We start from the raw sequence: 14,506 nt of genomic DNA on the forward strand, positions 1-14,506 counted from the left end.
ATGTCAGCAGGAGGACGGGCCATGGCGGTCCTCCGCGGCAAGGCCGGCGAAGGGGATGGGACAGCAAGGGGTTTCCGCGCAGACGGTCAGGTCATCGCAGCCCGCCTGTACGGCCGCGGCCAGAACGGTGCGGATGGTGATGAGGTCGCCGATCTTCGCCTCGACCTCGGCGAGTTTCGCGGACGCGCGCTCCTGGAGGCCGGTCGCGGGGCGGCCGTGCCGGTCGCGGCCCGCTTTCAGCAGGTTGCCGACCTCCTCCAGCGTGAACCCCAGACGCTGGGCGGCCTTGATCACACGCAACACGGTCACCGCCTCGCTTTCGTACAGGCGATGACCGCCCGGGCTGCGCTGAGGCTCGGGGAGCAGGCCGCGCCGCTCGTAGTAGCGCAAGGTCTGGATGTTCACCCCGGCCGCCTGGGCGACCTGCCCAATGCGCAGGCCCGCGCTCACCGCGCCTCACCGGCGGCGGGCGCCGGCAGGGCCGGCGCGTCCAGGACCGGCGCGTGCGCCTGCTCCACCGCGCCCTTCGGCAGGACGGCGCCGCGGTCGGCGGTAAGGGTGAAGGTGAACAACGAGCAGCAGCGGGTCTCCCGCTCCGTCGGGTCCCGGACCTGTCCCTCGATCTCGGTGCCGGAACCGAAATCCAGGCGCAGGCGCAGCGGATCCGGCCGGGACACGCGACTGAGCCGCTCGGTGAACACCGCATCCCACTCCGCCACCCGTGAGGGCCGCTCGGTGGTGGGCAAGGTGCACGAGGGTGGCATCCCGTCCATGCCGGTCATCGTGATCACTCCCGTCATCGGGCCCTTCGGGTGGGGACGTCTCCGACGGTAAGCCTGTACCTGGGTACCGGTCGCAAGTGCCGGCGGAGGCGATTTCGGCTCAGTGCCGTCCCCCGCCGGGAGCCGGCCGCTGGTCGGATCGGCGGCCTTCCTGATCATCCACTCGAGGCGGCGACCGATGGCATGCCGTCGGTCGCCCGTCCTGGTCTCGGTACATCGCGTGACACGGTGGCCGTCACCTTGGGGTCGGCGAGGGGACCGGCACCGTGATCGTATGGGCTACTGCTGCACGGAAGAGATCCCGGCCCGGTGGATGGGGCCGTGCGGGTCGGCGCAGTGGCGCCGGCTGTCCGTAGCGGGGAGGAGGTCCTCGGGGGCGTGGTCGACCTGCAGGGTCGTGTGCTCGATGCCGTATTCCTCGCGCATCAGACGCTCGGCGGCCTGGCGTACGGCATGGCAGTCGGCGCCCGGCCGCACCAGGATGTGCGCCGACAAGGAGGCGTAACCGGAGGTGACCTCCCACACGTGCAGGTCGTGGACCTCTGTCACATGCTCCAGGGCGGCGGTTTTCTGCCCGATCTCGGCGGGGTTCATGTTGGCGGGCGCGGCCTCCATGAAGACGCGGCCGGCGTCGCGGACCAGTCCCCAGCCCGCCTTGAGCATCAGCGCGGCGACGACCAGCGCGGCGATGGCGTCCGCACGTCCCCACCCGGTGAGCCACACGACGGCGCCGGCGACGGTGGTGGCGATGAAGGCGAACAGGTCGTTGAGGATGTGCTGGAAGGCGCCCTCGACGTTGAGGCTCGACCGGTTGGCCTTGCTGAGGAGCCAGGTGGCGGCGAGGTTGACGACGATGCCGGCCAGCCCGGTCGCCACCATGTAGACGCCCGCGACATCCGGTGGCGTGATCAGCCGTTGAACGCCTTCGTACACGAAGTACACGCTGAGGAGCAGCAGGGTGATGCCGTTGATCTGCGCGGAGATGATCTCTGCGCGTTTGAGGCCGTAGGTGAAACCGCCCTGGGGTGGCCGGGCGGCGATCCGCATGGCGACCATGGCGAAGACGATGGCGATGGCGTCGGTGAGCATGTGGCCCGCGTCGGAGATGAGCGCGAGAGATCGGGCGATGAAGCCGATCACCACCTCGACCATCATGAAGCCGACGATCAGCAGCAGGGCGCCGGTGAGGTAGCGGCGGTCCGCCTGAGCGCTCACCGCGTGCCCATGCCCATGCCCATGCCCATGACCGTGACCGGACCCGTGTCCGCGCCCACTTTCGTGTTGATGTCCGTGGCCGAGGTCCGCGGCGCCGCGCTGATCAGTCGTCATGGGGATCCCCTTCGTCGTGGCCGAGGTGGGCGATGGTGAGGTCGATCAGCATCCGCACATGGGAGTCCGCGAGCCGGTAGTAGGCCATCCGTCCTGTCCTGCGCACTTTCACTACGCGGTTGGCCCGCAGCAGCCGCAATGCGTGTGAGGCGGCGGACATGCTCTGCCCGGTCGCCGCCGCGAGGTCGCACACGCACATCTCTCCGCCCTCCAGCAGTGCGGATATCAGCCGGAGGCGTCCGGGGTCGGAGAGCAGGCCGAAGATCTGGGCGAGATCCTGGATCGTCTGCTCGGTCGGCAGCGCCTGCCGGACGTCGGCGACCCGGTGCGCGTCGACGACAGGGGAGGAGCAGGCGTCGGCGGACAACGACACGATGTTTGAACGATTATTCACATGTGAGAGTGTGAGCGGACCGAAGGCCCGCTGTCAAGACGGTCGGCGACATGCCCCTCACGAAGCGTCGCCATGCGAATACCAGTGCCGGGTAAAGAAATAGTTGATTGACTGTTCACATGTTTAAACGAAGAGTAATCAGAGCACCACCCTTCGTGAGCATCGCTACGGAGACCCCCGACTCCCCGGCCCAGGTCAGGCGAACGCGATGCATCCGGAAGGGAGACCTCGTGTCCATCGCCAAGCAGATCACCCCCGCCCTGGTCGCCTGTGCCGCCGCAGGCTGGCTCGCCGCCGGCGCCGCGCCGGCGCAGGCCGCGGCCGCCCCCGTCAGCGCGGCCGCCGCCCACCCCGTCCGCGCCTGCACCTACCGGCTGGCCCACGTCCGGCCGAGCAGCTACCTCCGTGTCAGGAAGGGGCCGGGACTGCGCTTCCGGCCGATCGGTCGGCTCACGACGGCCGGCGGCCGGGTCGCCGGGTCCTGCACCACCACGAAGGGCTGGGTCGCGGTGAAGACCTCCGCCGGTCGCTCGGGTTGGGCCTGGGGCCACTACCTGCGCAAGGTCGCCAAGTCCCACCGCTCCGATATTGTCGCCAGCCCATCGTTGACCTGTACCTACCAGCTGGCCCACGTCCGGTCGACCAGCGCCCTCCGCGTCAGGAGGGGGCCGGGACTGCGCTTCCGGCCGATCGGTCGGCTTACGACGGCCGGCGGCCGGGTCGCCGGGTCCTGCACCACCACGAAGGGCTGGGTCGCGGTGAAGACCTCCGCCGGTCGCTCGGGTTGGGCCTGGGGCCACTACCTGCGCAAGGTCGCCAAGTCCCACTCCGCCGCTCCGGCCACGGTTCCGTCCCTGGGATGTACCTACCAGCTCCTCAACCAGGGGCCGGGCGGCTCCCTCACCGTCTACAACGGTCCTGGTACGGGCTACCAGCCGATCGGCACGCTGAACGCGGGCGGGCGATTCGCCGGGTCCTGCACCACCACGAACGGCTGGGTCGCGGTGAAGACCTCCACCGGCAAGGTCGGCTGGACTCCCGCCCAGAAGCTCCTGAAGATCGCCGGTAGGTAGCCGTTTCGGCGAGTACCGCCGCCGGCGCATGCCAAGCACCCCGCCCTCGACCATCCCCCGTGCGCCGGGGGCGGGGACCCCTCTGGCCCGCACCAGAGCTGACGCGGCCGGCACCTTGGACTCGTAGTCAGCGCCGATCCGGCATATTCCGCACCAGCCAATGGTCGTGACGTCCGTCATTTCGACGTCTGCCCATCGAATGACTGCCGCGATTCCCTGGCAAAAGCATCGACGGTAAGCGCAAATCTTGCCGGAGGGCCGATGAAGCGATGGCATCAACGCTTCATCTCGTCCACGAAATCATCGCCGAGAGAGACGGAAAGCGGCCAGGAAGAAGCAGAAATCAATCGGGAGATCGGAGCCCCTGTGACCCAGCACGCACACGAGCACCCTCAGTCGTCCTGTCGCGACGCGATCGGCGTCGACGCGCCGGAACAGGACGACGGCAGCGCACACGAACACAGGCACGGGCACGGGCATGAGCACGAGCACGAGCACGGGCACGGACGTGAGCACGGGCATGAGCACGAGCACGGACACGGACATGAGCACGAGCACGGGCATGAGCACGAGCACGGGCACGGGCACGGGCACGAGGACGCATGCCACCTTGGCGTTGAAGGCGAATAGTCGCCGTCCGTCTATAGCGGCACATGCCACTGAACCAGCAACGCTCCCATGTTCTGAGAGCACGGCAGCCGGCCAAGCCTGGAAGAACCACACGGTCCTGGAAGCCGATATTCGTGCCATTTCGGCACCGCATCAGCCGGACGCTCATCCGCCAAAACGTCGAAGGGTTGGTGGGGCGGAATGACCAACAGACACGAACACGAACACGAACACGGTGAGCATGTCGCCCGCTTGGGCGGGCGTCATGGGCACGGGCACGCGGTTGGCGCGGCTGAGGTCGTATCACTCCCGCGAAACCGTCCACATCCATCTGAGAGCACGGGACTGCTGACTCCCGCCGGCGTCCGCAATCAGGTGTTCACCGTGGTCCGCCTGCGCGAGGGCTACGCCTTGGCCGAGGTCGACGCTTTCCTCAGTCAGGTCGAGGCCACCCTGACGAGACTCCTGAGGGAGAACGAGGAACTCCGAATCCTGCACGCCCAGGCCGACGAGAGGGCGCAGCAGGTGCGACTCTCGCCAGGGGAAAGAGCCGCACGCATCGTGGAGATCGCGCAGGAAAACGCCGACTGGACCATCTCCTCGGCCCGCCAGGAGGCCCAGACGATCCTCACGCGAGCCCGGGAAGAGGCGGAGGAAACGGTCGCCGATGCGCTCGACAGAGCCACAGCGCTGCAACGGGAGATCCAAGAGGGGCGGCGTGAGGCGCTGGACCAGCGGATCAGGTCCCTGAGCACCTTCATCACCGACTTCGACAGCCAGATGCAGGAGACCTTGAAAGGCCAGATCGGCCACCTACACCGCCTGATCACACAACTTCACGACGCTGACGACAGCGCGGCGCCGCTCCCGCGCGCGCAGCATCTCAGCTCAGAGCACACGATCCGGGACGATGAGCGCGTGCTCGGCGTCCGTGCGCCAAGCACGGTGGCACCTCCAACTGGCCGGCGCTCGCACGACTGATCTTCACGCCGCCTGGCCGGCCGCGGGCACGAGGTCGCCTGCCGGCCTGATGGCGGAACCAACGGTGACGGTCATCCCCTCCACCCCTCACGGTCCTTCCCCCACAAATTGACCAGAGGTGTTCAACGATGCCCTCATCGGACTGGGCACGGGCCGTAGGCCCGGCACTTGAAGGACAACCCGCCAGCCGGGAGACATGGGTCGCAGTACTGCTGATCTGCGCCTCCACCCTCACAGGAGCCTGGCTGGCCCGCCGTAACTCCCAGCGGATGACGTTGTGGCTGGCAGTGGCCTCCGCCATGATGCTGGTGACCGCTCTCGTCGACCTGCTTCCCGACGCATGGTCGGAGTCGATACAAGCCGGCGTGCCGCTATGGGCGCCGGCGCTCGCCGCCACGTTCGGGTTCCTCGTCATCACCTACTTCACCCGCAAAGGGTGCGGACACGCACACGACCACTCCGAGAGGGAAGGCGGAGCCCATGCGCCGGGTCGGCATCGCCGCGTCAAGGAAGCCATCAACGCGGCCCTGTTCGGAGGCATGGGGACCGCTGCCGCACTCACGCTGCATCGCGCGATCGAGGGCGCCACACTCGCCCTGACCGCCTCCGTCGTCGTGGTGATCGCCCTCACCATCCACTCCGCCAGTGAAGGGCTGGCTCTCGCCGCGCTGCTCGACATGGCCAGGCAGCGCCTGGCTCCCTGGCTCGTCGTGTCCTGCGTCAGCCCGGCTGTCGGAGTGCTGCTCGCCACGCTGAGTCCGCTACCGGCTCCGCTGGTGCCGATCCTGCTCAGCATGGTGATGGGCGTTCTCCTGCGGACCGCCATCGTCGGCATGAAACTCGCCGCCGGCAGGCAGCGGAGCGGGCGGCTCTCCAAGCGCCAGGTCGCCGTGGCCGCCGCCGCTGCCGGCGTCGCCGGCACGCTGCTGGCCACCGCGAACATCCTGCATGCCGAAGATGGTGCCCTTCCGTCTTCACCGTCCACGGGCCTCGCCATGCAGGACTACGCGCGGCTGGCCCCCTCACAGCCCGCTTCCGGCGCATCATCGGCTCCTGCCGGGCCGTTCGCCGGCGCGAACGGCCAGGCGGAGTTCCAGGCGGCGATCGCTTCGGGACGGCTCACCTTGACCGAGGTGTTCCAGCGCAATGACGATCTCATCAAGCGCACGCCGATCGGGCGGATCCTGCGTGTCCTACCTGGACACAGCAAGGACAAGGTCACCGCTCTCATCGCGGCCAGCGGGGTCGACGAGGAGCGGCAGGTGGCGGACCTGACCGAGCAGCAACGCCGGAAACTGCTGAAGGTGTTCGGCCGGTAGCGTGAACCGGCATCTCCATGCCTTACGGGGCCCCTGCTGATGTGCAGCAGGGGCCGGTCGCCAGGTGCATCGTGTCATCGACACGGCTCACGGCCGGTGTTCCGCGTATGCGCGGACGCGGTCGCCTCGTTCCGTCAGTGGCGCCCTCTGTTGATCCATGGGTGCTGCCGCTTGTGGCTCCCAACGGACGGCTGTGATCCTCACGCGACAGGCGGGACCTTTTTCATGCTCGCGACTTCCGGCCGACCCCTGACGCAACGTGCCTGCCGCGGGAGGTGTCCGGCCGACGATGGCCGGTAATCTTCTACTTTCCGTAGATGTGCTCAAGGGGGCTGACGAGTGCGGCTCGGCAATCTGGAACGTTCGATCATGGAGCTCCTGTGGAGCCACCCTGACGGCATGCTGGCCCAAGAAGTCGCCCAGGCGCTCCCTTCGTCCCCCGCTGTCACGACCGTTCTCACCGTGTTGGTCCGGCTCTCCCGGAAGGGCATGGTGTCCAGGCAACGGCTGGGAAGAGCACACCTCTACCAGGCCACAGCGACGAAGGACGCCTTCGTCGCCGAAACCATGCGCGCCGCACTCGATGAGGCCACCGACCTCGCGGCCGCGGTGAACCGCTTCGTCGGCGTCGTCTCGCCTGAGGTCGCCGAGGTGCTCAGAGACGCGCTCAACGGACGAGACGGATCGGCTCCGTGAACTTCTGGCTGGTTGCCGCCGGCATCTCATTGGCTCCGATCATGCTTGGCGGCCGCTTGGCCGCACGCCTGGCCACTGCGCCGTGGACGCACCAAAGCCCGCGAGCGGCGCTCGCGCTGTGGCAGGCGATCGGCCTGGCGGGAGGGTTGGGAGCGATCGGCATCGGTTTGGTGGCAGCGGTGACTCCGCTGGCCGCGGTCTTCCCACATGGAGCGCACACCCTTATCGGCCAGATCATGGACGGTCGCGGACTGGGCGGACTCAGCTGGATGCAGACTTCCGCGCTGGCCTGGTCGGTGGGACTGGCCGTGTGGCTGCTCATTCACACGATCAGGACCACCGTGAGAACGGTTGTCACGCAACGACGGCAGCGCCTTCTGGTGGACCTCGTCGCCGACCGCTGCCCCTCCCACAATGCCTACGTTCTGCCCGATGAGGGGCTGGCCGCCTACTGCGTTCCAGGGTGGCGCAGTCGAATCGTGCTCACCCGGGGGACGTTGGAGCGGCTCGAACCCCAGGAGCTTTGCGCTGTTGTGGAACATGAGCGCGCTCACGCGGGAGGTCGTCATGACCTTGTCCTGCTCCCGTTCGTCGCACTGCATCAGGCGTTCCCCTGGATTCCCGCGGTACGAACCGCCCGCGAGGTCGTGCCCGTGCTCCTGGAGATGATGGCTGACGATCGTGCGTCGCGGGCTCATGGCGTACTGCCGTTGGCCCGTGCCCTGGTACAGATGGCCTCTCCTGCCGCCACGGCCGCGGGAACCCCCGCTCTGGCGGAAACGGCAGTCGTGCACCGGGTGGAACGGCTTCTGCGCGGTGAGAGGCCGCAGTCGACATGGGTGCCGACGGCCGTTTACAGCACCGTGAGCCTCCTGCTCAGCGGACCGCTTGCCGTACTGATCGCCCCGTTGATCTGCATCGGGGTCCTGCAAGCCTGAGGGTCCTGCCAGGGTCTCGACGTTGCCCGTTCTTGCGAGCACGAGGCTTCTTGCCGAGGGCGGCTGAGCTTCCCCGTCCCGGCCCTTACAGCATTCATATTCGACGTGCTGTAGAACTTCTACGCAACGTAGAAGATGCGTTGGGTGCGGGAGTCTCATGAGCGGCGACAGACGTGAAGTGATCAGAGGGCGGCTCTCTGAACTGCGGTCCCGGCAGCGCAAGGCCGAAGGGCTGCGCCGTATCGCCGTGTCGGCAGCCGTGGTGGCACTCGTGAGCGGAGCGCTCGCGGCGGTCGCCGTCATCGTCCTCACTGAGCGGGGACGCACGTCCTTGGACGCGGTCAAGAGCTTCACCGTCACCGATCGCACACATACGACCGAGCCGGTGCGCTATCCGCAGACGCCGCCGGTCGGTGGGAACCATGACCCGGCGTGGCAGAACTGCGGCGTCTACAACCAGCCGATCAGGGATGAGAACGCGGTGCACGCCCAGGAACACGGTGCTGTCTGGATCAGCTACCGGCCGGATGTTCCTCGGGCCGAGGTCGAAAAGGTGCTCACTGCGATGGCCGGCCGTGATTACATCCTTCTCTCCCCTCATCCCAAGCAGGCGGCACCCTTTGTCGCCAGCGCGTGGTCCAAGCAGTTGATGCTGGAGAGTGCCGATGACCCCCGACTGTCGGCTTTCCTGCGCGCCTACATCAAAGGCCCGGAAACGCCTGAGCCCGGCGCACCATGTGATGGCGGAGTGGGGGAGCCCCTCCTGTGAGACGGATCTACTTGCTGGCGGGTGTCGCAGTGGCGTTGCTCGCGGCGACCGTCGTCTGGGGCGCGCTGATGCGTCCAGGTGCGCCGCCGGACACCTCCCCTGAGGCGGGGTTCGCGCGAGACATGCAGGTCCACCACTCGCAGGCCGTGCGAATGTCGATGATCGTGCGTGATCGGACCAGGGATGAGGAGACAAGGAGGCTCGCCTACGACATAGCGCTGACTCAGCAGCAGCAAATAGGCCAGATGTACGCCTGGCTGGAGACCTGGGGCCTGCCACAGACCTCCTCTGGGAGGCCGATGGCCTGGATGAAGGGCCGACATCACGTGGAAATGACCGCCAAGCCGGAACAGCCGACGCCCGAGTCCCCGCCTATGCCGGGAATGGCGACGTCCCGCCAGCTCAAGGAACTGGAGCAGGCGAGCGGACGTGACGCCGAAGTGCGATTTCTCCGCCTGATGATCGCTCACCATCAGGCAGGCGTGCAGATGGCCGAAGCGGCCCTCAGTCTGAGTGACGATCCGCAGGTGCGCCGGATGGCCACCTCCATGGTCGCCGCCCAGCAGAGCGAGATCGACTTGATGGAGCGGATGCTCGTCGCGCGTGGAGAGGCCGAGCGTACTCAATGACACTGAACCGGCACCGCGCGCCGCTTTCATGGCCAAGGTCAGGGATCAGCTTCAGACGTTTCGCACGACATCGCCCCCTCGTGCCCTGAGGGGAGCATGGCGGGGGATGTCGCGTACCGCGCCGGAGTCACGCCGGCGAACTTGGCGACCGGGCATCCTCTCTCGAACAAGTTGTGATTCCCGCTGTCATAGGCGCCTTCCGATGCTTCGGCTGCCCCCGCTATCATCGGGGAATGTCGATGATAGATTCGGGAGTGGCTGCGACAGCCCGGACCGAGCTGGCAGCCGCCGGCGCGTTGTTCCGCTCACTCGGTGATCCGATCCGGCTCGCGATCGTCCGGCTTCTGGCCGACGGTGAACGGCGGGTCGTGGACCTGACCGCAGAGCTGGGACTGGCGCAGTCGACGGCGTCGTCACATCTGGCCTGCCTGCGCGGTTGTGGGCTGGTCGTCGGACGGCCGGAGGGGCGGCAGATGTTCTACGCCCTGGCCCGGCCCGAGCTGCTGGATCTGCTGAGGGCTGCCGAGACCCTCCTGGCGGCAACCGGCGAGGCCGTGGCTCTGTGTCCGAACTACGGAGCCGCCGCATCAGATTTCACCGCTGCCGAAGGCAGAGTGTGCGGTGAGTGACGCATGCGGCTGCGGTCACGATGAACCCCGTTCACCCGGCGATGCCGAGGTAGCCGAAGAGCGCGAGCCCTTGCGGTTGTGGCAGGTGTCAGAACTGCGCTGGGCCGCGGTCGCCGGTGTCCTGCTGCTGGCCGGCTACGGCAGCGGGTGGGCAGGCGGACCGGATTGGGCTGCGCTGACCCTGCAGGCGTCGGCATTGGCGGCTGGGGCATGGACCTTTGTGCCTTCCACCCTGCGACGCCTGGCCAGGGGCAAGGTCGGTGTCGGAACGCTGATGACGATCGCCGCCGTCGGCGCAGCCGCACTGGGAGCAGTCGGCGAGGCCGCCATGCTGGCCTTCCTGTACTCCATGAGCGAGGGCCTCGAGGAGTACTCGTTGGCCCGTACCCGCCGTGGACTGCGCGCCCTGCTGGCGCTGGTGCCCGATGAGGCCACGGTGCTCCGCGACGGAGCTGAGGTGATGATCGCTCCCGCCGAGCTGCGTGTAGGCGATGTGATGCTGGTCAAGCCCGGCGAGCGGATCGCCACCGACGGGATCATCCGCGCCGGTCGCACCACCCTGGACGTCTCGGCCATCACCGGCGAATCGGTTCCGGTCGAGGCCGAACCGGGCAGCGAGGTGTTCGCCGGATCGATCAACGGCACCGGTGCGGTGGAGATCGAGGTCACCACCACCGCGGCGGACAACTCCCTGGCACGCATTGTGGCCATCGTCGAGGCTGAACAGGGCCGCAAGGGTTCCAGCCAGCGCCTGGCCGACAAGATCGCCCGCCCCATGGTGCCCGGCGTGATGATCGCCGCAGCGTTGATCGCGCTGATCGGCAGCGCGCTCGGTGACCCGCTGGTCTGGATCGAACGGGCCCTGGTCGTGCTGGTGGCCGCCTCGCCGTGCGCGCTGGCCATCTCCGTCCCAGTCACCGTGGTCGCCGCCGTCGGCGCGGCCAGCAGGCTCGGGGTGCTCGTCAAGGGGGGTGCAGCGCTGGAGCGCCTGGGCGTGGTCAAGACAATCGCTTTGGACAAGACCGGCACGCTGACTCGCAACCGGCCTACCGTCCACGAGGTGGTGGCCACCGGTCCCGGCTTCTCCAAGGAGCGCGTGCTGGCGCTGGCGGCCGCGCTGGAGGCGCGTAGCGAACACCCCCTGGCCCGCGCGATCTTGGCCGCCGCGGGCACCGTCCCTGTCGCCGAGGAGGTGGAAGCGGTCACCGGCGCCGGTCTCATCGGGTTCGTGGACGGCCGCCGGGTACGGCTGGGGCGCCCCGGCTGGCTGGAGCCCGGTGCTCTGGCCGCCGATGTGACCCGCATGCAGCACTCAGGCGCGACCGCCGTGCTGGTCGAGGATGACGGCCACGTGGTCGGTCTGATAGCCGTACGCGACGAACTGCGCCCTGAGGCAACCGAGGTGGTCACCTGGTTGCGCGACGGGGGCTACCAGATCGCGATGCTGACGGGCGACAACCGCGCCACCGCCGCCGCGCTCGCCGCCCAGGCGGGTATCGAGCAGGTGCACGGCGACCTGCGTCCCGAGGACAAGGCGACCATCATCGAGAAGCTGCGCGGCGAGCAGAGCACGGCGATGGTCGGCGACGGCGTCAACGACGCACCCGCTCTGGCCACCGCCGATCTGGGCATCGCGATGGGCGCGATGGGTACCGACGTGGCGATCGAAACCGCCGACGTCGCCCTGATGGGTGAGGACCTGCGCCACCTGCCGCAGGCCTTGGAACATGCCCGCAACGCCCGGCGGATCATGCTGCAAAACGTCGGCCTCTCGCTGGCCATCGTGGTCGCGCTGATGCCGCTCGCGTTGCTGGGCGTACTCGGCCTGGCCGCCGTGGTGGCCGTGCACGAGATCGCCGAGGTCGTGGTCATCGCCAACGGCGTCCGTGCGGGCCGGGTCCGCCCCTCGCAGATGCTCAGGAGCCCCGCCCCGGCAGCCGCCCCCGAAAGCGCACTCGCGTGAACATCACCGCTGTCCAGATGCCGGCGACGACCATGCTTTGACGCGCTGTCTTCCTCCGCCCGGAATGCCGCCAAAGGAACTGGTGACGGAGTGCGGCGACAGTCCCAGCCGCGCCGTCAGCGATCACCACAGGGCGTCGAACCGGACTTCGAAACGGGCCCCAGCCGCGTGATCGCGGTGGCGCGGCCCGCTTCGAACGCTTCATGCAGCAGGCCACCATCGGATTCGAGACGGCTGACGCGTGGCGACTCTTCTGGGGGCCGGATCGACATCATGGCCGGACCGTCGTCGCCTGTATCCGTGTCATGCCGCGCGAGCAGCAGATCGGCGGCCGCGAGTTGTGCGTCCCTGGCGAGAAATGCCGCTCTCAGTTCCGCCGAGTGGCGGCGCAGACCGACACCGGCGATCAGCTGGGACGCCAGCGAGGGTTTCTCGCGCTCCCGGGCCCGATCCGCGACGCGACGCGACCGCAGGACCAGCACGTGGGTCGCTCCGTCGCGCAGCGCCTGCTGGAAGGGGATCGACTCGGCCACTCCCGCGTCGTAGTAGAGCCCGGATCCGATCGCCACCGGTCGCCCGGCGAGCAGGGGCAGCGCCGCGCTCGCCCGCAGCGCCAGTCGCAGAGCGGACTCGTCGACGAGATCCGCGTGCAGATCCACCGGACGCCCCGAGACGACGTCCGTGGCCAGGGGGTGGAACTCGACCGTGTTCGCCAGCACGGAGACGTAGTCGAGCGGGAACTCCCGGGTGTACACGACCTCGACGAGCTGCTCGACGTCCACAATCGGACGGGCGCGCAGCAGGTTGCGCTTACGGATCAGCGTTCTGGCGAAGATCGGATCGGTCCAGCCGCGGAGCCCCTCCGGTCTGGAACTGAGCAACCAGGCAGCCGAGATCGCGCCCGCCGACGACCCGTACACCGCGTCGAACAGCGGCAGCAGCCCGAGCTCGTGGATCGCCAGCGCCATTCCGGCCGAGACCGTGCCGCGCATGCCGCCGCCTTCGATCGCCAGCGCGATGCGATGCCCATCGCTGCGAGCACCTGGTCTGCTGCCCTTGGCGGCCCGCTCTACGAGGACCGACAGCAGCCGGTGCCTGGTCTCAGTGCCCTTCATATCCTCTCCAGTTCGTTGACGCGCCCGTCCGTTCGCATCCAGCCCCGGCCGATGGCCGCGTGGTGGGAAAACCTCGTCATGATGCGGTCGAACTCGTCGTTCTCCCGCGGTGAGCGGTACGCGCGAGCTCTGCCGATGCCTCCCGCACGGGAGACGGCTCTCGCGCGGGTGATGGGGTCAAACCGGCATCCCGCCGGACCAGGATTCGAGCGACATGCCGTGATCATTACACATTGGTCTGACCTGGGTGATCTGGTGCTCTGTCCCCGGGCAGCCCTGGACCTCTCATCCGGCCTCGTACTGCGTGCCGGGGAGCGATACCCGTCACGGAGCACGGGTGAGGAGCGATCGGCCGCTCGCTCGCGCCAGGCTCCGCGACGGGCTGTCGGCGCGCTGCTCCAGAAGATCACTTAGTTTCGGCGGTGTGAAGGAGATCATCACGTACCTGGAGATGAAGGCGCGAAGCCACCTCAATCCCTCTGCCCCCGTCCCCGGGCTGGTCCTGGAGTTCCTGGATCGTGACTCGCCGGTGGTCGTGGACCTCCAAGCCCGCATCGGCGCCCCGTACGGGTGGGAGAGCGCGAGCCGGACCCCGGAGGAATGGTCCGTCTGGTTCGCCGAGCATCCCGACAGGACCTTCTGGCTGCTGTCCTACGAGCGTGAGCCGGCCGGCATGCTTGCCTACGATCTCCATCCCGGCGACGAGGTGGAGATCGAGACTTTCGGGCTGCTGCCCGAGTTCGGCGGCAAGGGCCTCGGTGGGTTCGCGTTGACGCTGGGAGTCGAGCGAGCGTGGCAGCTGACGCCCTTGGTGAAGCGGGTCTGGCTACACACCTCATCGCTGGATCACCCCCATGCCCTGCCGAACTATCACCGGCGCGGCTTCCGCACCGTCAGGACCGAGGAGAGCGAGCGTGGCCGAGGAGAACCCAGCTGAGTAAGGCCAGGTGAGTGCCTGCTGCGCTCGTCGGCCAGGTGCAGCTTCGGCAGACGGCCAGCATCGGAAGCCCGGGTCAATCATGAGTTGATGCTGTGAAGGCCGCGTCGAGAAACAGGCTCTGCCTGGGGATGCCGCGGGTGACACGGTCCCAGCTGTTCTGATAGATGATGACGGCTCGTCCGGCATCCGAGCGGAATGCATAGCAGTCCACTCCGAAATGAGTGCCGCCATGCCCGTAGAGGGCGGTTCCATTTCCAAGGGTGTAACTCGCCATCCCCATCCCGTAATTAAGGTCTCCGCCGGTAGTCGGCGTCGCGCGCATGAGAGTGAGCCATTGTCT

The 14,506-nt window shown here is 68.0% G+C and carries 16 protein-coding genes and 1 pseudogene; 10 read left to right on the plus strand and 7 right to left on the minus strand.

From position 1 onward, the window contains the following. Positions 1–3: 3 nt before the first annotated feature. The 4 genes from AWQ68_RS35960 to AWQ68_RS35975 all read right to left on the minus strand — a co-directional run bounded on the left by AWQ68_RS35960 (position 4) and on the right by AWQ68_RS35975 (position 2,505). Positions 4–450, minus strand: a complete 447-nt coding sequence (locus AWQ68_RS35960; protein ID WP_066949823.1) for a MerR family transcriptional regulator — start codon at positions 448–450, stop codon at positions 4–6. After that, complete coding sequence (locus tag AWQ68_RS35965) at positions 447–800, minus strand: hypothetical protein (RefSeq protein WP_218007188.1); 354 nt, start codon at positions 798–800, stop codon at positions 447–449. The genes AWQ68_RS35960 and AWQ68_RS35965 overlap by 4 nt, the downstream gene beginning before the upstream one ends. A gap of 261 nt (positions 801–1,061) precedes the next feature. Next, positions 1,062–1,997, minus strand: coding sequence for a cation diffusion facilitator family transporter (locus AWQ68_RS35970; protein WP_066949825.1), 936 nt, complete (start codon positions 1,995–1,997; stop codon positions 1,062–1,064). 103 nt (positions 1,998–2,100) lie between these two features. Continuing rightward, positions 2,101–2,505, minus strand: a complete 405-nt coding sequence (locus tag AWQ68_RS35975; RefSeq protein ID WP_281217830.1) for an ArsR/SmtB family transcription factor — start codon at positions 2,503–2,505, stop codon at positions 2,101–2,103. 230 nt (positions 2,506–2,735) lie between these two features. On the opposite strand from AWQ68_RS35975, the gene AWQ68_RS35980 reads away from it, so the two are divergent. Then, positions 2,736–3,578 (plus strand): SH3 domain-containing protein, encoded by an 843-nt coding sequence (locus AWQ68_RS35980; protein ID WP_066949830.1) that lies wholly within the window; start codon positions 2,736–2,738, stop codon positions 3,576–3,578. A gap of 300 nt (positions 3,579–3,878) precedes the next feature. Here the strand turns inward: AWQ68_RS35980 and AWQ68_RS35985 are convergent, their stop codons facing one another. Beyond that, positions 3,879–4,172, minus strand: coding sequence for a hypothetical protein (locus AWQ68_RS35985; protein ID WP_066949833.1), 294 nt, complete (start codon positions 4,170–4,172; stop codon positions 3,879–3,881). A 216-nt stretch (positions 4,173–4,388) separates the two neighbouring features. On the opposite strand from AWQ68_RS35985, the gene AWQ68_RS35990 reads away from it, so the two are divergent. From AWQ68_RS35990 to AWQ68_RS36025, 8 genes are all read left to right on the plus strand, one after another. Beyond that, positions 4,389–5,168: a DivIVA domain-containing protein gene (locus AWQ68_RS35990; protein ID WP_084464787.1), complete on the plus strand. Its 780-nt coding sequence runs from the start codon at positions 4,389–4,391 to the stop codon at positions 5,166–5,168. Between the two features lie 128 nt (positions 5,169–5,296). Then, positions 5,297–6,487, plus strand: a complete 1,191-nt coding sequence (locus AWQ68_RS35995; RefSeq protein WP_157546279.1) for a ZIP family transporter — start codon at positions 5,297–5,299, stop codon at positions 6,485–6,487. 339 nt (positions 6,488–6,826) lie between these two features. Further along, on the plus strand, positions 6,827–7,183 hold the full coding sequence (locus tag AWQ68_RS36000) for a BlaI/MecI/CopY family transcriptional regulator (protein WP_084464788.1): 357 nt from the start codon (positions 6,827–6,829) through the stop codon (positions 7,181–7,183). Beyond that, entirely contained in the window at positions 7,180–8,121 is a 942-nt protein-coding gene (locus AWQ68_RS36005; protein WP_066949841.1) for a M56 family metallopeptidase, read from the plus strand. The genes AWQ68_RS36000 and AWQ68_RS36005 overlap by 4 nt, the downstream gene beginning before the upstream one ends. 157 nt (positions 8,122–8,278) lie before the next feature. Then, complete coding sequence (locus tag AWQ68_RS36010; protein ID WP_066949844.1) at positions 8,279–8,890, plus strand: thioredoxin-like domain-containing protein; 612 nt, start codon at positions 8,279–8,281, stop codon at positions 8,888–8,890. Further along, on the plus strand, positions 8,887–9,519 hold the full coding sequence (locus AWQ68_RS36015; RefSeq protein WP_066949846.1) for a DUF305 domain-containing protein: 633 nt from the start codon (positions 8,887–8,889) through the stop codon (positions 9,517–9,519). The genes AWQ68_RS36010 and AWQ68_RS36015 overlap by 4 nt, the downstream gene beginning before the upstream one ends. Before the next feature lie 254 nt (positions 9,520–9,773). Continuing rightward, positions 9,774–10,148, plus strand: coding sequence for an ArsR/SmtB family transcription factor (locus tag AWQ68_RS36020; protein WP_373281571.1), 375 nt, complete (start codon positions 9,774–9,776; stop codon positions 10,146–10,148). Next, on the plus strand, positions 10,141–12,111 hold the full coding sequence (locus AWQ68_RS36025; protein WP_066949852.1) for a heavy metal translocating P-type ATPase: 1,971 nt from the start codon (positions 10,141–10,143) through the stop codon (positions 12,109–12,111). Before AWQ68_RS36020 ends, AWQ68_RS36025 begins: the two co-directional genes overlap by 8 nt. Before the next feature lie 116 nt (positions 12,112–12,227). Here AWQ68_RS36025 and AWQ68_RS36030 read toward each other — a convergent pair whose 3' ends face one another. Then, positions 12,228–13,226 (minus strand): patatin-like phospholipase family protein, encoded by a 999-nt coding sequence (locus tag AWQ68_RS36030; RefSeq protein ID WP_066949854.1) that lies wholly within the window; start codon positions 13,224–13,226, stop codon positions 12,228–12,230. Between the two features lie 424 nt (positions 13,227–13,650). Here AWQ68_RS36030 and AWQ68_RS36035 point away from each other — a divergent pair, with 424 nt between their 5' ends. Beyond that, on the plus strand, positions 13,651–14,163 hold the full coding sequence (locus tag AWQ68_RS36035; RefSeq protein ID WP_066949857.1) for a GNAT family N-acetyltransferase: 513 nt from the start codon (positions 13,651–13,653) through the stop codon (positions 14,161–14,163). Between the two features lie 76 nt (positions 14,164–14,239). On the opposite strand, the pseudogene AWQ68_RS43840 reads toward AWQ68_RS36035, so the two are convergent. Continuing rightward, positions 14,240–14,506 (minus strand): annotated as a pseudogene (locus AWQ68_RS43840) (hypothetical protein); the annotation flags it as partial.

Source organism: Microtetraspora fusca (assembly GCF_001570365.1).
GTDB classification, from domain to species: Bacteria; Actinomycetota; Actinomycetes; order Streptosporangiales; family Streptosporangiaceae; genus Microtetraspora; species Microtetraspora fusca.